Annotated in this window: 15 protein-coding genes and 3 pseudogenes; 12 read left to right on the forward strand and 6 right to left on the reverse strand. The window is 68.2% G+C overall.

Annotated elements, in window-relative coordinates; translation table 11 throughout:
- Positions 1 to 71 precede the first annotated feature (71 nt).
- From KB893_RS18615 to KB893_RS08965, 6 genes are all read left to right on the forward strand, one after another.
- Positions 72 to 2,345 carry a methyl-accepting chemotaxis protein gene (locus KB893_RS18615; protein ID WP_213173622.1) on the forward strand — a complete coding sequence of 758 codons (2,274 nt, stop codon included), beginning with the start codon at positions 72 to 74 and terminating at the stop codon, positions 2,343 to 2,345.
- Between the two features lie 138 nt (positions 2,346 to 2,483).
- A complete protein-coding gene (locus KB893_RS08945) occupies positions 2,484 to 2,987 on the forward strand; it encodes a chemotaxis protein CheW (protein ID WP_211926219.1) in 504 nt (167 codons plus the stop codon).
- A 43-nt stretch (positions 2,988 to 3,030) separates the two neighbouring features.
- Positions 3,031 to 3,888, forward strand: coding sequence for a CheR family methyltransferase (locus KB893_RS08950; RefSeq protein WP_213173623.1), 858 nt, complete (start codon positions 3,031 to 3,033; stop codon positions 3,886 to 3,888).
- Positions 3,885 to 4,490: a chemoreceptor glutamine deamidase CheD gene (gene cheD / locus KB893_RS08955; RefSeq protein ID WP_211926220.1), complete on the forward strand. Its 606-nt coding sequence runs from the start codon at positions 3,885 to 3,887 to the stop codon at positions 4,488 to 4,490. The genes KB893_RS08950 and cheD overlap by 4 nt, the downstream gene beginning before the upstream one ends.
- Before the next feature lie 61 nt (positions 4,491 to 4,551).
- A complete protein-coding gene (locus KB893_RS08960) occupies positions 4,552 to 5,583 on the forward strand; it encodes a protein-glutamate methylesterase/protein-glutamine glutaminase (RefSeq protein ID WP_211926221.1) in 1,032 nt (343 codons plus the stop codon).
- A gap of 295 nt (positions 5,584 to 5,878) precedes the next feature.
- Positions 5,879 to 7,066, forward strand: coding sequence for a methyl-accepting chemotaxis protein (locus tag KB893_RS08965; protein WP_211926222.1), 1,188 nt, complete (start codon positions 5,879 to 5,881; stop codon positions 7,064 to 7,066).
- 153 nt (positions 7,067 to 7,219) lie between these two features.
- Here KB893_RS08965 and KB893_RS08970 read toward each other — a convergent pair whose 3' ends face one another.
- From KB893_RS08970 to KB893_RS08985, 4 genes and pseudogenes are all read right to left on the reverse strand, one after another.
- Complete coding sequence (locus KB893_RS08970) at positions 7,220 to 8,506, reverse strand: NAD(P)/FAD-dependent oxidoreductase (RefSeq protein WP_211926223.1); 1,287 nt, start codon at positions 8,504 to 8,506, stop codon at positions 7,220 to 7,222.
- 241 nt (positions 8,507 to 8,747) lie between these two features.
- Positions 8,748 to 9,446: pseudogene (locus KB893_RS08975) on the reverse strand (transposase); the annotation flags it as partial.
- Positions 9,447 to 9,965: 519 nt separating this feature from the next.
- Positions 9,966 to 10,541 carry an HdeD family acid-resistance protein gene (locus KB893_RS08980; RefSeq protein ID WP_211926224.1) on the reverse strand — a complete coding sequence of 192 codons (576 nt, stop codon included), beginning with the start codon at positions 10,539 to 10,541 and terminating at the stop codon, positions 9,966 to 9,968.
- A 68-nt stretch (positions 10,542 to 10,609) separates the two neighbouring features.
- Positions 10,610 to 11,362 (reverse strand): SDR family NAD(P)-dependent oxidoreductase, encoded by a 753-nt coding sequence (locus tag KB893_RS08985; protein WP_211926225.1) that lies wholly within the window; start codon positions 11,360 to 11,362, stop codon positions 10,610 to 10,612.
- A gap of 114 nt (positions 11,363 to 11,476) precedes the next feature.
- Here KB893_RS08985 and KB893_RS08990 point away from each other — a divergent pair.
- Positions 11,477 to 12,456: pseudogene (locus tag KB893_RS08990) on the forward strand (IS5 family transposase).
- Between the two features lie 178 nt (positions 12,457 to 12,634).
- Here the strand turns inward: KB893_RS08990 and KB893_RS08995 are convergent.
- Together KB893_RS08995 and KB893_RS09000 are read right to left on the reverse strand one after the other, a co-directional pair.
- Positions 12,635 to 12,817 (reverse strand): hypothetical protein, encoded by a 183-nt coding sequence (locus tag KB893_RS08995; RefSeq protein ID WP_425491156.1) that lies wholly within the window; start codon positions 12,815 to 12,817, stop codon positions 12,635 to 12,637.
- On the reverse strand, positions 12,814 to 14,289 hold the full coding sequence (locus KB893_RS09000) for an ArnT family glycosyltransferase (protein ID WP_246505556.1): 1,476 nt from the start codon (positions 14,287 to 14,289) through the stop codon (positions 12,814 to 12,816). The genes KB893_RS08995 and KB893_RS09000 overlap by 4 nt, the downstream gene beginning before the upstream one ends.
- 326 nt (positions 14,290 to 14,615) lie before the next feature.
- Here KB893_RS09000 and KB893_RS09005 point away from each other — a divergent pair.
- The 5 genes and pseudogenes from KB893_RS09005 to KB893_RS09025 form a co-directional block, all read left to right on the forward strand.
- A pseudogene (locus KB893_RS09005) lies at positions 14,616 to 14,742 on the forward strand (DNA-binding response regulator); the annotation flags it as partial.
- 599 nt (positions 14,743 to 15,341) lie between these two features.
- Positions 15,342 to 16,073 (forward strand): hypothetical protein, encoded by a 732-nt coding sequence (locus tag KB893_RS09010; protein WP_213173624.1) that lies wholly within the window; start codon positions 15,342 to 15,344, stop codon positions 16,071 to 16,073.
- A 19-nt stretch (positions 16,074 to 16,092) separates the two neighbouring features.
- Positions 16,093 to 16,431, forward strand: coding sequence for a hypothetical protein (locus KB893_RS09015; protein WP_211924877.1), 339 nt, complete (start codon positions 16,093 to 16,095; stop codon positions 16,429 to 16,431).
- A gap of 392 nt (positions 16,432 to 16,823) precedes the next feature.
- Complete coding sequence (locus tag KB893_RS09020; RefSeq protein ID WP_211924878.1) at positions 16,824 to 17,528, forward strand: hypothetical protein; 705 nt, start codon at positions 16,824 to 16,826, stop codon at positions 17,526 to 17,528.
- Between the two features lie 456 nt (positions 17,529 to 17,984).
- On the forward strand, positions 17,985 to 18,662 hold the full coding sequence (locus KB893_RS09025) for a carboxypeptidase-like regulatory domain-containing protein (protein WP_211924879.1): 678 nt from the start codon (positions 17,985 to 17,987) through the stop codon (positions 18,660 to 18,662).
- The last annotated feature ends 117 nt before the right edge of the window (positions 18,663 to 18,779 follow it).

Consider the following 18,779-nt stretch of genomic DNA (forward strand, 5'->3'; position numbering starts at 1 on the left):
CGCCGTACCGCTCGACCCGCGGCGGCCCGGAGAAGGCCGCCGCGATCCAATTCGCACAGGGGATCCTTCCGATGCAGTGGCTCAAGAACCTGCGGCTCGCGCCGGCGTTGTTCGCCGGATTTGGTCTGGTGCTGGCATTGATGCTCGTCCAGAACGTCGCGTCCTGGGTCGGCATGTCGTCGCTCGGCGGCGCCACCGACAACGTCACCCAGCGCGCCCTGCCCGCGGTGAAGTCCGCAGGCGAGATGCGCGCCCTGCTCGGGGAGTTCCGCAACGCCTCCTATCGCGGCCTGATGCGCGCCAGCGAGGCCGTCAAGCTCGAGTCGCGCACGCAGGCGACCGACCTCTCCGCCCGCATCGACCAGGAAGCCGCCGGCTACGGCGCGCTCGTGTCCAGCGACGAGGAGAAGGCCCTGCTCGACGCCTTCGTGACCGACTGGACCGAGGCGCAGGCCTCGTACGCGTCGGTCAACGAGATGATCGACCTCGAGCTGCCCGAAGACGCGCTCGACACCTTCCTCGGCGAGACCGCCGAGCTGCACAACGCCGCCGCCGCCTCGCTGTCGAACCTGATCGCCTACAACGACACCAAGGCGCAGGCCGCCGCCGAAGCCGCGGCGACCGCCTCGACCACCGCCAAGACCCTGATCATCGTGCTGCTGCTGGTCGGCATCGCCGGTGGCCTGGCGCTGGCCTGGTTCTTCGCCGGCGCCATCGCCAGGAGCATGCGCGAGGCGATCTCGGTCGCCAACGACGTCGCCAACGGCAAGCTCGACGGCTACATCGACACCTCGCGCAACGACGAGATCGGCGAGCTGCTGCAGGCCATGGCGCGCATGCAGCGCGACCTGCGCGAGCGCATCGAGGCCGATGCCCTGGCCGCCGGCGAGAACATGCGCATCCGCACCGCGCTCGACAACTCCGGCACCAGCGTGATGATCGCCGACCCGGAGCACCGCATCATCTACGCCAACCGCGCCGTCACCGCGCTGTTCTCCACCTACGCCGACGAGGTCCGCAGCGAGCGTCCGGACTTCGACGCCGACGCACTCGTCGGCAGCGCGCTCGAGGACTTCCACTGCGACAGCGACATGCTGGCCACGCTCGAGGGCACGCGGCGCAGCCAGGTGCGCATGGGCGAGGCCTGGTTCGGCCAGAGCGTGTCGCCGGTGCGCGACGCCGACGGCGAACTGCTGGGCTACGTGGTCGAGTGGCGCGACCGCACCGTCGAGGTGCGGGTCGAGGACGAGGTCGCGCGCATCGTGCAGGCCGCCGCCGCCGGCGACCTCTCCGGCCGCGTCGAGACCGACGGCAAGGACGGCTTCTTCCTGCAGCTGGCCGAGCGCCTCAACGGCCTGCTCGACGCCAACGCGCAGAGCCTCAACGAGGCCTCGCGCATCCTCTCGGCGCTGGCCCAGGGCGACCTCACCCAGCGCATGCACGGCGACTTCCAGGGCGTGTTCGGCCGCATCCGCGACGACCTCAACACAACCGCCGAGCAGCTGACCGACATCGTCGGCCGCATCCAGCAGTCCTCCGCCTCGATCACCACGGCGACCTCCGAGATCTCCTCGGGCAACCAGGACCTCTCCGCACGCACCGAGCAGCAGGCCGCCTCGCTGGAGGAGACCGCCAGCTCGATGGAGGAGCTGACCTCGACGGTGAAGCAGAACGCCGAGAACGCGCGCCAGGCCAACCAGCTGGTGGTCGGCGCCGCCGACACCGCGGCGCGCGGCGGCGAGGTGGTCGGGCAGGTGGTCGCCACCATGAGCGCGATCGAGTCGTCCTCGAAGAAGATCGCCGACATCATCGGCGTGATCGACGGCATCGCCTTCCAGACCAACATCCTGGCGCTGAATGCCGCGGTGGAAGCCGCACGCGCCGGCGAGCAGGGCCGCGGCTTCGCGGTCGTCGCCTCCGAGGTGCGCAGCCTGGCCGGACGTTCGGCGGATGCGGCCAAGGAGATCAAGTCGCTGATCGGCGATTCGGTGGGCAAGGTGGCGGTCGGTGCCGACCTCGTCGCCCGTGCCGGCGAAACCATGAAGGAGGTGGTGGGTTCGGTGAAGCGCGCCGCCGACATCATGGGCGAGATCACCGCGGCCTCGGCCGAGCAGAGCTCCGGCATCGAGCAGGTCAACCGCACGGTGACCCATCTCGACGAGACCACGCAGCAGAACGCGGCCCTGGTCGAGGAGGCCTCGGCCGCGGCCCAGGCGCTCGACGAGCAGGCTTCGATCCTCTCCGAGGCGGTGTCGGTGTTCCGCCTGCGCGCACAGCAGGCCCCGGACCTCTCGCGCCTGCAACTGGTGCATCCGCGCGCGGCCGCCGAGGCCGAAGCGGTCTGATCCGTCGCGACGGACGGGCCTCAAGTCCGTCCGTCGCGCGGCCGATATCGAAGGCACGCGGCGCCAGGCGCGCCGCATCCCGATCCAACCGCACCGCCACCGCGGTGCGACAACGACCCCAGCGGAGCTGCGAATTCCATGAGCCAGAGCGCAACCGAAGCCAAGCGTGGCGCGGCCGCCGGTGAGGCCGCCGAGTCGGCCGAGTACCTGACCTTCGACCTCGGCGGCGAGCAGTACGGCGTCGACATCCTCAAGGTGCAGGAGATCCGCGGCTACGAAGGCGTCACCCGCATTCCCGACGCGCCCGAGTACATCAAGGGCGTGATCAACCTGCGCGGCACCATCGTCCCGGTGGTCGACCTGCGCCTGAAGTTCCGCATGAGCGAAGCGCGCTACGACGCCTTCACCGTGATGATCGTGCTCAACGTGCGTGGCCGCGTGGTCGGCATGGTGGTCGACAGCGTCTCCGACGTGACCCGGCTCACCACCGAGCAGGTGCGCCCGGCGCCGGAGATGGGCTCGGCGGTGGACACCCGCTACCTCAGCGGCATCGGCGTGATCGGCGAGCGCATGCTGATCCTGATCGACATCGAGCGCCTGGTCGGCAGCACCGAGCTGTCGCTGTTCGACGAAGCGGCCTGATCCGGACACCCGGAGCGGTCGGGCGCGTGGCGCCGGAGGCGGCATGGACATCGACGCGCCCGAGCGCAACGCGCTGCGGGAATTCAGCTTCACCGACCGTGACTTCGCGCGGGTCCGCGCGCTGATCCACGCCCGTGCCGGCATCAGCCTGGCCGACAGCAAGCGCGACATGGTCTACAGCCGGCTCTCGCGCCGGCTGCGCGCCACCGGCCGCACCAGCTTCGCCGCCTACCTCGACGCGCTCGAGGCCGACGGCGGCGACGAGTGGGAGGCGTTCACCAACGCGCTGACCACCAACCTCACCTCGTTCTTCCGCGAGGCGCACCACTTCGACACGCTCGCCGCGCACCTGCGCGCGCGTCCGGGGCGGCGCCTGAGGATCTGGTGCTGCGCGGCCTCCACCGGCGAGGAGCCGTGGACGCTCGCACTCACCGCCTGCGAGGCGTTCAACACGCTGGCGCCGCCGGTGGAGATCCTCGCCACCGACATCGACACCGCCGTGCTGCAGACCGCGGTGCGCGGGGTGTATCCGCTGGAGCGACTCAAGGGCGTGAGCCCGGAGCGACAGAAGCGCTTCTTCCAGCGCGGCGCCGGCGCCAACGCCGGGCTGTGCCGGGTCAAGCCGGAGCTGCGCGCCCTGGTGCGCTTCGCCCAGCTCAACCTGCTGGCGCCGCGCTACGAGGTGGACGGCCCGTTCGACGCGATCTTCTGCCGCAACGTGATGATCTACTTCGACAAGCCGACGCAGCGCGAGGTGCTGACCCGCCTGGTGCCGCACATGGCCGACGACGGCCTGTTCTTCGCCGGCCACTCCGAGAGCTTCTTCCACGCCGCCGACCTGCTGACGCTGACCGGCCACACCGTGTACCGGCGCGCCGGCGCCGGCGGGCGCGCGGCATGAGCGCGCGCATCGCGCCCGCGCCGGAGCGCAGCGGGCCACGGCCGTACTTCGACGTCGGCCTGCGCGTCGATGCGTACAAGCTGCTGCCCGCCGACTACATGGTCGGCACCGACGGCACCGCACTGACCACCGTGCTCGGCTCGTGCGTGGCCGCCTGCCTGCGCGACCCGGTGCTGCGCATCGGCGGCATGAACCACTTCATGCTTCCCGACGGCGACGTCGGCACCGGCGCGCCGGCGCGCTACGGCAGCTACGCGATGGAGCTGCTGATCAATGCGCTGCTGGCCAGGGGCGCGCGCCGCGACCGCATCGAGGCCAAGGTCTTCGGCGGCGGCAACGTGCTCAAGAGCTTCACCACCCAGCCGGTCGGCACGCGGAATGCACGCTTCGTCCTCGACTATCTCGCCACCGAGAACATCCCGGTGAAGTCGAAGGACCTGGGCGGCATCCATCCGCGCAAGGTCGCCTTCTTCCCCGAGACCGGCCGCGCGATGGTGCGCCAGCTCCAGCACGCCCACGAGGACGCGGTGCGGGCCGAGGAGAACGCCTACCGCGAGCGCCTGGTCGCGGCGCCGGCGACCGGCTCGGTCGAGCTGTTCTGACTCCACGCGGGTCTTCGGTCCACCCCCAATTCACCAGCGCACCCGGGAGGGTGCCGGCCCCATGTCCGTCAAGGTTCTGATCGTCGACGACTCGGCGCTGATCCGTCAGCTGCTGAGCGAACTCCTCTCCGCCGATCCCGCCATCGAGGTGGTCGGCACCGCGGCCGATCCCTACGTCGCCCGCGACAAGATCAAGCAGCTGCGCCCCGACGTGCTCACGCTCGACGTCGAGATGCCGCGCATGGACGGCCTGAAGTTCCTCGAGAACCTGATGCGCCTGTATCCGCTGCCGGTGGTGATGGTGTCCTCGCTGACCGAGGCCGGTGCCGAGGTCACGCTGTCGGCGCTCGCGCTGGGTGCGGTGGACTTCGTCGCCAAGCCCAAGCTCGACGTCGAGCGCGGCATGCGCGAGTACGCCGACCTGCTGCGCGAGAAGGTCAAGGGCGCGGCGCGTGCGCGTCCCGCCGCGCGCACCGACACGCCCGCGCGCGCGATGCCGGTGCTCTCCGGCGGCTACCGCACCACCGATCGCCTGATCGCGCTCGGTGCGTCGGCCGGCGGCACCGAGGCGCTGCGCGCGGTGATGGAGCGCATGCCCGCCGACGCCCCGGCCGTGGTCATCACCCAGCACATCCCCGCGGGCTTCAGCCGTCCCTTCGCCGAGCGGCTCAACCGGTCCTCGGCGATGACCATCTGCGAGGCCGAGGACGGCCAGCCGATCACGCCCGGCTGCGGCTACGTCGCGCCCGGCGGCCGCCACCTGGAAGTGGTGCGCAGCGGCGCGCGCTGGCTGTGCCGGCTCACCGACGCCGACCCGGTCAACCGCCACCGCCCCAGCGTCAACGTGCTGTTCGATTCGGTGCTCGCCGCCGCCGGCCGCAACGCCGTGGCCGGCCTGCTCACCGGCATGGGCGACGACGGCGCCCGCGGCCTCCTCGGCCTGCGCAGCGCCGGTGTGCACACCGTGGTGCAGGACGAAGCGACCTCCGTCGTCTGGGGCATGCCCGGCGCCGCCTGGAAGCTCGGCGCCGCCGACGAAATGCTGCCCCTCGACCGCATCCCCGAGCGCCTGCTGCGCTGGGCCTCGGAGTAGGGCGCCGAAGCGGGGACTGGGAACGTGGAACGGGCGCCGTCCCTGTAGGAGCGGCTTCAGCCGCGACCAACGCCCGTCGGGGCTGAAGCCCCTCCCACAAACGCCGGCCCTGCCCCTGTAGGAGCGGCTTCAGCCGCGACAGGCCCACCCAACGGCGCGCACACGACCCCGCGCCCGAACCCCCGCCATTCCCCATTCCCGCTTCCCGCCTCACCCATCCCGCTTCACCAACCAAACCCCTAAAGCCCCCGCCCCATCCGCCGATAACTCGGATGTACCCCCGATGGTGACACCCATGCACGCTTCGCTTCCCATCCGACTCGCACCTCCCGTCGCCCTCACCGTGCTCATGGCGGTCGCCGAGGGGCTCGGCTGGTCGACGCCCGTCCGCCTGGCGATCCTGACCACGCTGTCGCTCGCCTGGGGCACCTTCGCCTGGTGGAGCCTGGCCGGCCGCGTGCGTCGCAGCCCCGACGAGGAGAAGCTCGTCCGCGAACAGGACGCCCTGCTCAACGACCTGCGCACCTTCGTCGGCAACGAGGTCGAGGGCTCGCGCCACGAGATCGATCGCACCCGCACCCTGATCCGCGAGGCCGTCGCCCAGCTCGGCACCGCCTTCGACGCGATGAACCGCAAGTCGCGCGAGCAGGGCAACGCCATCGGCCGCATCGTCGACCGCTCGGATGCCGAGCACGGCGGCGTCGACTTCGCCCGCTTCGCCCTGCACGCCAGCAAGCAGATGGAGCAGCTGGTCGCCGCCCTCGAGGACGTCAGCGGCCAGAGCAATGCCACCGTGCATCACATCGACGCGATGGCGCAGCACCTCGACGGCATCTTCTCGCTGCTGGAGGACGTCAAGTCGATCGCCGACCAGACCAACCTGCTCGCGCTCAACGCCGCCATCGAGGCCGCGCGCGCCGGCGAGGCCGGCCGCGGCTTCGCGGTGGTCGCCGACGAGGTGCGCAACCTCTCCGAGCGCTCGACCGCATTCAACGAGCAGATCCGCAAGCTCGCCCACTCCTCGCGCGACGCCGTCACCAAGGTGCGCGAGTCGGTCACGCAGATGGCCTCGCGCGACCTCGACCGCTCCAAGGAGGCGCGCAGCGAGTCGGCCTCGATGCTCAAGCAGGTCGACGCCATGAACGACACCCTGGCCCAGGGCATGCGCGACATCTCCAGCTGCGGCAACGCCGTGAGCGGCTCGGTCGCCGAGGCGGTGCGCGCCCTGCAGTTCGAGGACATCGCCAACCAGGCGCTGGGCTCGGCCCTGGTCCACATCGAGCGCCTGGGCAACATCAACCGCGAGGCCAGTGCCCTGCAGGAACTCCTGCACAGGGCCGGCGCCGCCGACGCCGGCGACCTGCTGCCCATGCTCCGCCAGATCGGCCAGCGCCTGCGCGAGCAGCGCACCGAATGGGAGCGCCCGATCCACAAGCCGGTGAGCCAGCAGTCGATGGTCGCCGGCGAGATCGAACTCTTCTGACCCGCCGGGCGGTGATCGATCAGGGGGTATGCCAAGGGCCGACATTGTCGGCCCTTGGCGCTTTTTATTTGGAGTTGGGTACCTGTGAGGTTTCCGGTCGGGAAGTGGTTCGTCGCGGTAGAGCAGCTGGCGATGTCGAGACCTGCTCCGGCATCAGCTCAGTCGGGCCGGCGGCCTGACCTTGCGGCCCATCGTGTCGAGCAGCCACAGCAACGTGCCTCTTGCCAAGCCATGCAGACGGACCTGATAGCGACGGTACAGCATCGCGTGACCGAACTGCGCGACGCGGCCGCGCAGGAAGCCGCCATCGAACAAGCCGAAGCGCCCGAGCGTGCCATAGGCGTCGAAACCCCCGAGCGACACCAGTCCGCCGAAATCACGATAGGTGGCGGGCGGCGCCCGCCCGCCCGCGATCAGCGCGGGCAGGTGGCGGCAGAGATAGCGCGCATGCTGGCTCGCCGCCTGCGCGGTGGTGGGCACCGGCCCGTCGCGCCCGGAGAACCGCGGACTGGCGCAGTCGCCGAGCGCGTAGATGCAGGGGTCCGTCTCGGTCGCCAGCGTCGGTCCGACGACGAGCTGCCCCGCGCGGTTGCGTTCCATGCCCATGACCTTGTCGAGTAGCGGCGGTGCCTTGACCCCCGCCGCCCACACCTTCAACTCGGCCGGAACGGTTTCGCCACCCTCCAAGTGGAAGCCGGCCTCATCCACCGCCGTGACCCGCGTACCGACCCGCACCTCAATACCGAGCTGCTCCAGCTTCCTGGTCGCCGCCCCGGCCACCCGCTCAGGGAAAGGCGCGAGCAGGCGCGGACCTGACTCGATCAGGACGACCTTCAGGTGGCCTGTTGCGCCGGCGATCCCGTAGCGCTCCGCTACATTCGCCACCTGAACCAGTTCAGCCGCGAGTTCGACACCAGTCGCTCCACCACCGACGATGCCGATCGTCAGCGGTGATCCCGACGCGACGTTCCGCAGCAGTTCGATCCGGAGCCGGTCGTTGAAGGCGATGGCGGCGGACCGATCGTCGATGCTCTGGCAATGTTCGAGCACGCCCGGCGTGCCGAAGTCGTTCGCACGACTGCCCACCGCCAGCACCAGAGTGTCGTAGTCAACTGTGCGTTTTGGCACGATTGCCCGTCCATTGGCGCCGATCGGCGCAAGACGCACCTGCCGCGACCGGCGGTCCACCCCGATCGCCTCGCCATATTCAAAGCAGAAGCCGTGGCTCAGCGCCTGCGCGGCATAGACCGTTTGCTGCAGGGCGGCATCCGCGGTGCTGGCCGCGATCGTGTGCAGCATTGGCTTCCACACATAGGCCGTCTCGCGATCGATCAGGGTGACGCGCAACGTCCGGTCGCCGGAACGCTTGCCCGCAAGCTGCGTGGCGAGGTCGAGCCCGGCCACGCCTCCGCCCACCACCACCAGCCTGTGATCCGCCATATCGCCTGCCACTCCAAACAATTTCTGCCGATTGAAGAAATTTTATTACACACATCCTTCCTCCGGACAGGCGGACCACACCGGTTGTTGGACCGCTCGGTGGCCGGGTCTCTTCTGCTGGAGCGCCGATTCCACCTCGTTCGTTCGACCGGCGCTTGCCCGGGAGGCTGCCCGCTGGTGCAGGGCATCGGCGCTCGGGCAGCGACAACATTCGGTCTCCCGACAGGTGCCCGATCAAAGCACGCTTAACCACCCGGAATGGACGCTCCACCTTCGCCCGGACGCTGGCCTTGAAGTGCTCCCGGCGCACGGTATGACGGCGCTCGCAGCACCGACGGTTTCTCCGCGACCAGAACACGCCGGTGACGTCCCGAAGTTCTCTGCGATTGTCCGCACCTATGTAACCGCAGTCGCCGATCACGGTGTTCTCCTTGCCATGCAGCAACCGGTGTACCCGGGCGACGTCGGCCACGTTCGTCGCCGTGCAGGCGACGTGGTGCGCCAGGCCGGAGAACTCGTCCACGCCAATGTGCGCCTTCATCCCGAAGTACCACTGGTTGCCCTTCCTCGTCTGGTGCATCTCCGGGTCGCGGGTGCCGTCGGCGCTATTCGTCGAACGAGGGTGGTCATCTCGTCGGGAATCGCATCGCGCCCGCCCAACTGCGCGAAGCGGCGCAGCGTCGGTATCTCGTAGAGCGCCTCCTCCATCGCCGCGTCGCTCAGCGCGTACCACTGTTGCAGGAAGCGGATGCGCAGCATCGTCGTCAGCGGGTAGGACTGCCCGCCCGGGGCGCCCCTGCGTCGGGTAGTGCGGTGCGATCAGCGCCAGCAGTGCCGTCCACGGCACCACCTGCTCCATCTCCGCCAGGAACACCTCGCGCCGCGTACGGTTGCGCTGGCCCAGGCGCTCGGCGTCGTCTTCGTCTGTGCGTCGTGCCATTGTGGCGTAGGTGGGAGTTGTTCAGAGCTTCCCTAGCGTGGCCCGGCCGGCACGGGCCAGACCTCCGGCTGCTCGCCGCCCGGGCTCTCGCAGTACGTGGCGTATCACGCGTCCAAGGCGTCGACGTCGGCGGTGTAGCGCTCGGGTTTGACCAACGCCGCCACGGCGTCAAGGCCGCGCCCGCGGAGATTCCCGGGTTGGTCGGTGATGGTGGCGAAGGCCTCGCTCGGGCTCGGTGTGCGTCGCCCTCGTCCAGGAGATCCTGCGCCAGGTCGTGCATGTCGCCGACGAGCTGCTCGGCCTCCGGCAGATTCATCGGATTGAGGCCGGCAGCGAGGATCGCGGCATGCATCGTGATCCAGTGCGCCGTGCGGTCGAGCTGCGTCCCGAAGCCGGACAGCTGCTCGTCGTGTCCACGACGACGCCGCATCCGGCGAGGCCGAACATCGCGAACTTGATGCTCAAGGACCCGAGGTTCGGCACCAGCAGCTGGCCGGCAACGGACATGGCCGCAACCCTTCAAACGTCCCCGGCCTTACCTAACCTGCGCAGGCGGAACGCCACGATCACCTGCAACAGGCCATAGACCAGGACCGTCGCGCCCAGCCAAAGCGAGGTCACCACCAGGCCGGACAGCGGGTTGAGGGCGAACAGCACGCCAAGCAACACGGCCAGCACGCCGCTGACGATCAACATCCATTCGCCGTGGATGTGTTTGCGCACGCCGATGGCGAAGACGATGCGATAGATGCCCGCGACCAGCAGCCAGGCCGCCAGTACCAGCAGCAGGATTCTGGCCATCCCCAGCGGATGGAGCACGGCCAGTGCACCGAAGACGATGGACAGCAGCGCGTAGACCGTCGCCCAGCCGCGCGAGACCGGTGCCGAGCCGCTGAAGGCGGCGATCAGCGCCGCGACCCCTTCGACGATGGCCAGCGCGCCGAGCCAAAGCGTCAAGGTGGCCGCGGTCGCGACCGGCCAGAGCAGGGTCAGCACGCCGAAGACGACGGCCAGCAGGCCGAACATCAGCACGACCCACCAGTTGCGGGCCAGGATGCCGGTCAGCGGACCGGTGGAAGCCGATTGCTCGTTCATGGGAAGTACCTCTTGGCAGGCGGAGCGGGTTGGGTCGGGCACGAGCGATGCTCGCTCCCGTACTGGATTTACTGTGCGGTATAGCCGCCGTCGGCGGCCAGGGCGGCGCCGGTGACGAAGCTGGCGCCATCGGACAGCAGGAAGGCAATGGCATGTGCGATTTCCTCGGCGTGCCCGAGCCGGCCAATCGGATGCAGGCCAACCAGGCCGGTCCGCGCGGCCGGGTCGAGGTTGTCCAGAATCGGCGTTTCCACATAGCCCGGGTGGATCGAGTTCACTCGGATTCCACTGGCCGAATACGCTAGCGCGGTCGAGCGGGTCAGGCCGGTGACGGCGTGCTTGGCCGCGTTGTAGCCGGGTGCGGTGGCGATGCCGACCAGGCCAAGGATCGAGGACATGTTGACCACGGCGCCGCCGCCAGCGGCCAGGATCGCGGGGATCTGATAGCGCAGGCCGTAGGCCACGCCGTTGAGGTTGATGTCGATTACCCGCTGCCAGGCCTCCAGTGACATCTCACCGACCGCTCCGGCCTGGCCGCCGATGCCAGCGTTGTTGACCGCGTAGTGCAATGCGCCGAAATGCTCTTGCGCCGATTCCACCGCGGCCTGCACCTGGTCGGGCTTGGCGACGTCGCAAATATTGCCCACGGCCCTGCCACCGTCGGCACTGATCGCGTCGACTACACGCTGCACGGCGTGCGCCTGGATGTCCGAGACGACCACCGAAAGCCCGTTGGCCGCCAACAGGCGGGCGGTCGCCTCGCCGATACCAGAGGCGGCCCCGGTCACGAGGACGGAATTGCCTGAGAAGGTGTAGTGCATGGCATTGCTCCTGGGTCCGTGGGAGTGCGAGCGCTGCTCGCACGCTCTAGGGAACGTCTGAACAACTCCCTCCGCCCGCGCCACAATGGCACGACCTCCAGGGGATGACGATCGATGCAGCTGACGTTCGGTGATGCGGAAGGGCTGGGCCAGCGCAAGCGCACGCGGCGCGAGGTGTTCCTGGCGGAGATGGAGCAGGTGGTGCCGTGGACGGCGCTGCTGGCCTTGATCGCACCGCACTACCCGTCGATGGGCCGTCGATGGGCCGTCCCGGCCGGCAGCCGTATCCGCTGGCGACGATGCTGCGCATCCACTTCCTGCAGCAGTGGTACGCGCTGAGCGACCCGGCGATGGAGGAGGCGCTGTACGAGATCCCGACCCTGCGCCGCTTCGCGCAACTGGGCGGACGCGATGCGATCCCCGACGAGACCACCATCCTCAACTTCCGCCGCCTTCTGGAGACGCACGGGCTGGCCGCGAAGCTCTTCGAGCAGGTCAACGCGCACCTGGCGCGCAAGGGCCAGAGCCTGCGCGCCGGGACGATCGTGGATGCCACGATCATTGCCGCGCCGAGTTCGACCAGGAACGCCGACGGCACCCGCGACCCGGAGATGCACCAGAAGAAGAAGGGCAACCAGTGGCACTTCGGGATGAAGGCGCACATCGGCGTGGACGAGTTCTCGGGCCTGGTGCACCACGTCGACTGCACGGCGGCGAACGTGGCCGACGTCACCCGCATCGACCGGCTGCTGCACGGTCGGGAGGACACGGTGATCGGCGACAGCGGCTACACCGGGGCGGACAAGCGTGAGGAGCTGCAGGGCGTCGAGGCCGCGTTCTGGATCGCGGAGAAGCCATCGAAGGTGCGGGCGATCAGGAGTCAGCGCGAGCGCGCGCAGACCCGTCGCTGGGAGCAGTTCAAGGCCAGCGTGCGGGCGAAGGTGGAGCACCCGTTCCGGGTGGTGAAGCGCCAGTTTGGTTTCACCAAGGTGCGCTACCGCGGACTGGCGAAGAACACCGCGCAGATGCTGGCGCTGTTTGCGCTGTCGAACCTGTGGATGGCGCGGCGGCGCCTGTTGGCGCCGGCGGGATAACTGCGCCTGACGGGCGGGAAACCCCGTCCACGGGCGCCGGAAACGGCGCAAGACGTCACCCTTTGAAGCCATTTGCCTCGTCAAACGGGCTGGTCCGGCGGTCAGAGCGGGTTGTTCAGATGATCCCTAAGCCCCGTACAAAGACGCACCGTAATGAGTCGGGTCTGAAGAATCGATATCAGGCCAGGCAACCGAGCCTCAACGGCTGCCGGCTTGATGTATCGGCGTTGGCTATTGCCCGGATCCAGGCCCACAAAAACACGATCCACCGCAGCAGCCAGCGGATGTTGTAGCCGGCCGCGCAGGCGATCACGTGCAGGGCGTCGCCTTCGGCGCCCTTGAGAAGCGTAGCACCGGTCAAGGCCCCTGCATCGGCGCAACGGTGAACATCACGCGCTCGCGATACGGGCGGCCCAGCGTTTCGACGCGATAGCCCTTCGCCTCGATGCGGGACCGAACCTCGTCCCACAGCGCCTGCTTCGTGATGTAGACGACACCGGGTTCGCCTTCGGCCAGCTCGGTCGCCAGATCCTCATCGAACGTGGGATTGAAGCGCGCCCCCGGGACCGGCAGCAGCGACACCTTTTCGACCTCCGCGTTCAGATGCAGACGCAATCCGTAGCGCGCCATGTCCTCGACGAAGACCACTTCATGAATGGCGTCCGGCGTACGACTGCGCAGCACGTCGGACCACTCGGCCGCGTTCTTGTGCGACGGCCAGGCGGCCGCGCCGAGCTTTAGCGCGAGCAGGGCACCGCACCATGCCGCCAGCCATCCCCAATGCGGCAGGCTGCGACGTTCGCCCTGGCGCTGGATGGCGATGAGGATCGCGAGCGGCACGAACATCGGCAGCACATAGAGCGGCAGCCGCGAGCGCGCGAGGCAGAACACCGCCAGCGGCAGCAGCACCCAGATCGCGAGCAGCAGCATGGCCGCCTCCTGGTCGCGCGCACCGGGATCGCGCCAACGCCGGATCCGGCCGGGCAAGCCCCTGGTCCAGCGCCACAGCGACGGGGTCCACGGCATCGTCCCCAGCACCAGCGTGGGTGCGTAGACGGCGAGCCAGCCATACCACTGGCCATTACGTCCGAACGCGTTGGTGGCAATGCGATTGACCACCTCGTCGCCGATGAAATACTCGAACAGGCCCGGGTTGTTCAGGAAGACGGCCGCGTACCACGGCAAGGCCAGTACTGCGAACAGGACGACGCCGGTGATCTCCAGCGCCCTGCGCCGCCCGGGCAACAGCCAGTCGCACAGGACGATGACTGCAAGCGGCAACAGCCCCGGCGGCCCCTTGGCCAAAAACGCGAGCGCGAACGCGGCCCACATCAGGACGATCCACATCTTGGGATGCGTCTTGCCCCACCGCGCTTCGACGAACGCCCAGACCGCGAGGGTTTCGCAGGCAGCGAGGACGAAATCCGTCGTCACGAGCTGCGAGGCCCCGAACGGCAGCAGCATCGTGGCGTAGACCACGGCCGCGGGCGTCTCGGTTCCCGGAGCGAGACGCCGCGCGGTGCGCCACGTTAGCCAGACGCAGAGCAGATAGGCCAGCGCGATCGGAAGCCGAGCAGCCCACGGGTTGCGGCCCAGCACGCCGACGCTCGACGCGATCGCCCAGTAGGTCAGCGGCGGCTTGGTCCAGTGCCCGACCTCGTCGTTGCGGCGCGGGTTGAGCCAGTCGCCGCTGTCGAGCATGTTGACGGCGACGTTCGTGTAGCGCCCCTCGTCCGGGTCCCAGATGCCGCGGCTGCCAAGGAACGCGAGCGCCAGCGTCAGGACCATCACGATGGTCCAGAGGCCGGGCGCCGGCTTGCGCGGGAAGACCATCGACACTGCGGATTAAGCTCCGGTGCACCCGTCCGCAATGAGCGCGTGTCGTGGAAGGAGACGGTGGAGGCGGTTGTTGACGCTGCCCATGAGCGGGATGGCTCCTAACGGGGTGTCCAGCCGTACACGTGCCAGCCGGGCTGCAGCGGATGGTCCAGCGTGGGCTGTCGGAAATCGGTCGGAACGTCGTCAGCCGAGACAGAAGGGCAGTGCTCGCGCCGAAACCGCGGGGTGCGGAGGTGGAATGTCCGAGTCTCCGACCGGCTTCCGACCGTCGGACCGCTACAGTGGCCGCGGTCTGCCCTGTCTGCCGAATGGAGTGATGGATGCGCGTCCTGGTGGTCGAGGACAACCGGAACCTGATGTCCAATCTGTTCGAGTACTTCGAACCGCTGGGGCATACGCTCGACGCCGCGCCGATGGGCCACCGGGCTGCACTTGGCGCTGACCCAGAAGTGACCGCCGTTCAGTCGTCGTCGGTCACATGCGGGTCGATGCGCCAATCGCTCTTGTCATAAAGCCCGAAGCCGTTGGGGATTAAGGGGTCGGGTTCATTTCAGGAACTAAGGGGTCAGGAACTAAGGGGTCGGGTTCATTTCCAGCGGGTCAGCGGATAAGGGGTCAAGTCATCCCTTTTTGCACCACGGAAAGCAAACCTGACCCCGTTGTTCACCCGGGCCTGCCGCTGCGCCAGGACCTGCGGGTGTTCCATTTCGATCCATAGGCGTGAGCGCCGTTGCGCCGCACCGTGGCCGGACGCCACCGACAGGGCTGTCCGTAACGCCACCGACTCCTCCCCCATGCGCCGACTCCGTCTAGGGGAGGAGTGGACATGCGGTGTGTGCGAAAGCAGTGGTTCTTTTCCTACCCGCGTACGGGCGGGCCGCCTCGGATCGAAACTTCACGAGCGGGTACGGTGGCGGCTCGCTGCACGGAGGCTCGCCACCTGTCGTGCGGGACCGCCACCGCGCGTGCTCAGCCGAGCGACCCGCCGGCCTCACTTCGCCTACCCTCGGCGACAGCGACGCCCGTGCACCCCTCAGGACGAGACCATGCCCGCATTGCTCCAGCGCACGAGCCGATCCTTCGCCGTCAGCGGCGCGTTCGCCGGCAGACGCAACCGCCGGCGCCCCTGGCCGCGGGTTGATCTTTGCGCGGCACTGCTCGCCCTGCTGGGGGCAACCGCGAGCCTCGGCTGCGCCACCGCATCCGAACCACCTTCGACGGCCAAGGAGGCCGCGGTCATGACTGCCCCGGAATCCGCATTCACAGCTGCCAATCCCACCCTCAGCGCCGAAGAGATCGGTGAGCGGTTCCTGAAGCTGGTCGGAAGGCTGGAATCGCGCAGTGACCTTGATCTGGATCTTGTTCGAACGACTCTGGGACTTAGGTTCTCAAGGGTTCCCGGGGATGAGCACCATCTTGTATCCGAGGCTCCTCTCGGTTCGGGTTGGAGCTACATCGCCGGCTTTCTTGAAGCGACTCCCTCGAACCTGAGCTCGGTATACCTGGACTTCAGGAGCTCGCAGGGCCCCGATGCAGAACTGACGCCTGTCTGCACCCTTGATTTCGGGCACTACCATAATGCGATGATCGAAATGGGCTTCATGGCCGACCCATACTACGATTACGATCACGGGCGTGAGCGTCTGCTGGACTGGCGCTATACGAAGTTCCGGGAAGGCGACGGTTCAGTCGATATGACCATTTCTATTGTTCCGCAAGATCCTCCCCCAGGCGCAACAGATCGCCGCTGCGTGAAATCCATCAGCATGTTGAACTGACCCCTTAGGGAGCGCCAGGATGGCCACTCCAAATCCCGAGCTCGAAGCCGCGCTCGGCGCTTTCGCCGCGCAACCCGGCACCACGCTGGATCAGGAAGCGCAGCTGCGTGCGGCGGTCGTCGCCGACGCCGATCGACTCGATCTGCTCAACCAGCAGGCCGCCGCCGGTCAGCTCAAGGGTTTCACCCTGGAAGCACCTGGCGGCGCATCCAATCTGACTGGCACCTATGACAAGGCAGCGGGCGTGGTCACCGTGCCGCTAGCCAGCTTTCGGAATAAGGGGTCGGGTTTCATTTCCAGCGGGTCAGCGAATAAGGCGTCAAGTCATCCCTTTTTGCACCACGGAAAGCAAACCTGACCCCGTTGTTCACCCGGGCCTGCCGCTGCGCCCAGGAGCTGCGGGTGTTCCATCTCGATCCATAGTCGTGAGCGGCATGTGCGAGCCACGGTAGCCGGGACGCCATCGACAGGGTTGCCGGCAAGGTCACCGACTCCCCACCGCGCGCCGACTTCGTCCAGGGGAGGAGTGGACATGCGGCGTGCGAAAGCAGTCGTTGTTTTCCTACCCGCGCATGGGCAGACGGACTCGGACCGAAGCTTCACGAGCGGGTACGGTGGCGGCTCGCTGCACGGAGGCTCGCCACCTGTCGTGCGGGACCGCCGCCGCGCGTGCTCAGCCGATCGACCCGCCGGCCTCACTTCGCCTACCCTCGGCGACAGCGACGCCCGTGCACCCCTCAGGACGAGACCATGCCCGCATTGCTCCAGCGCACGAGCCGATCCTTCGCCGTCAGCGGCGCGTTCGCCGGCATATGCAACCGCCGGCGCCCCTGGCCGCGGGTTGATCTTTGCGCGGCACTGCTCGCCCTGCTGGGGGCAACCGCGAGCCTCGGCTGCGCCACCGCATCCGAACCACCTTCGACGGCCAAGGAGGCCGCGGTCATGACTGCCCCGGAATCCGCATCCACAGCTGCCAGTCCTGTCCTCAGCGCCGACGAGATCGGCAGCCGGTTCCTGAAGTTGATCGAGGGGTTGGAGTCGCGGGAAGACCTGAGTCCGGATCGCGTGCAGGAAGTACTGGGTCTCCCACTTCAGCGTCGTGCGGATAGAGGGTTTTCCCACTATGGCCAAGTGCAGAAAAACGGCTGGAGGACCGGCCTTTTCCTGTACGACGAGTCACCCGGGCATAAGAGGCGGGTGAGCTTGCAGATCGACCAGTTCGAAGAAGGGATGCCTGCGACCGCCTGTGCCCTGGGCTTCGCGAAGTATCGCGGCGCGTTCGAAAGGATGGGCTTCTTCGGATCGCCTGTGCACGGGGAGCATGGACAACTCGAGTACTGGCACTACTACAAGCCCAACGATCTTGTATTCCAGATAGTTCCTCAATATGCGGTGCCTGAGGTTCCTGGCGTGGCAGGGCCGCTCTGCGTGCGCTCCATTGACATGTTGGACTGAATAAGGGGTCAGGTTCATTTCTATGCTAGCCGAGCCTTTCAGGCAGCGCCGCTTTCCAGAAGTAAGGGGTGGGGTTCAACTCCAGCGGATCAGCGAATAAAGAGGCCAGTCTCCTCTTGCGCACCAGAGAAATTGAACATGACCCCTTTGTTCCCCGTGCGTGGCGGCACCCGCGTGAGCAGGCCGGAAGCGCGCAGATAGCGCGAACGCTCTGCGCCTTGCCGGCGTGGCGGGCTTCGCGTCCGGCGACCCGATGATGCGCACCTGCCGCGTGCACGAGCGCGGTTGCATGCATCCGCGGCGTACCTTGCCGACCGCCTCTGCACTCGCGACACGACGCTGTGGTATTGATTCCATGTCCGGCACCGTCGCGCGAGGCGACGCGGCCTGAGGACATGGAGCGGAGATCATCCGCGCGTCCGGCGCGGATGCCGCATTGCAGGGAGCAGGGGACACATGAAGGATTACGCCGTAGGCGCCATGCTGGCGCTGTGCCTGTGCGCGACCGCCGCGCAGGCCGTCGCCCAGGAGGTCATGGCCGAGCGTGAGCAGGTATCGCGCGTCATGCCCGCGCGCCCGCCGGATGCCGCGCGCTGGCAGGCGGCGATGGCGCCGGGCACCGCGACCATCCGCGGCGTGGCGACCACCCGCCACCGGCTCAAGGCCGGCTTCAGCGGCATGATGTTCTACATCCCGAGCTCCAAGGATCGCAGGCCGGTGGAGTCGCAGCCGGTCCACCTGATGCCCTTCGATGAATATACGCAGGAGTGGCTGGATCTGTACCTGTCGGAGGGCGGCACCCGCGAGGTTCGCGGTGAGCCGTTGCGGACGGTGGCGGGCTTGGATCCATCGCTCGAGGCGCTGCGCCGCTCGATCATCACCAACTCGTCGGGCGATTTCGAGTTCCGCAACGTCTCGCCAGGGCGCTATCTCGTCTATGCGGAGCCCGAGTGGGAATCGGACGGCGTGGTCCGCACCGGTCGCGCCGCCGGCAACACGGTGGCCGGCTACGTCCATACCGCACGGGTCGATCTCGCGTACAAGATCATCGACGTGCCGGCAGGCGGCGGCGTGGTGGATGCCGACATCCGCTCCGAGAAGATCATCTACGAGAAGAAGACCTACGCCGACTGACTGCGGAGGGCACAGCTGGGTCGGGCGAAGCCCGCCCGCATCGGCGCGGGACGGCTGGCTGCAGTGTCCGCGCCGGAACGACGGGCCTGCCATAGCGGCCTCGGCGTGCATCGCTCG

The sequence above is a fragment of the Coralloluteibacterium stylophorae genome (assembly GCF_018122625.2).
Classification (GTDB): Bacteria; Pseudomonadota; Gammaproteobacteria; order Xanthomonadales; family Xanthomonadaceae; genus Coralloluteibacterium; species Coralloluteibacterium stylophorae.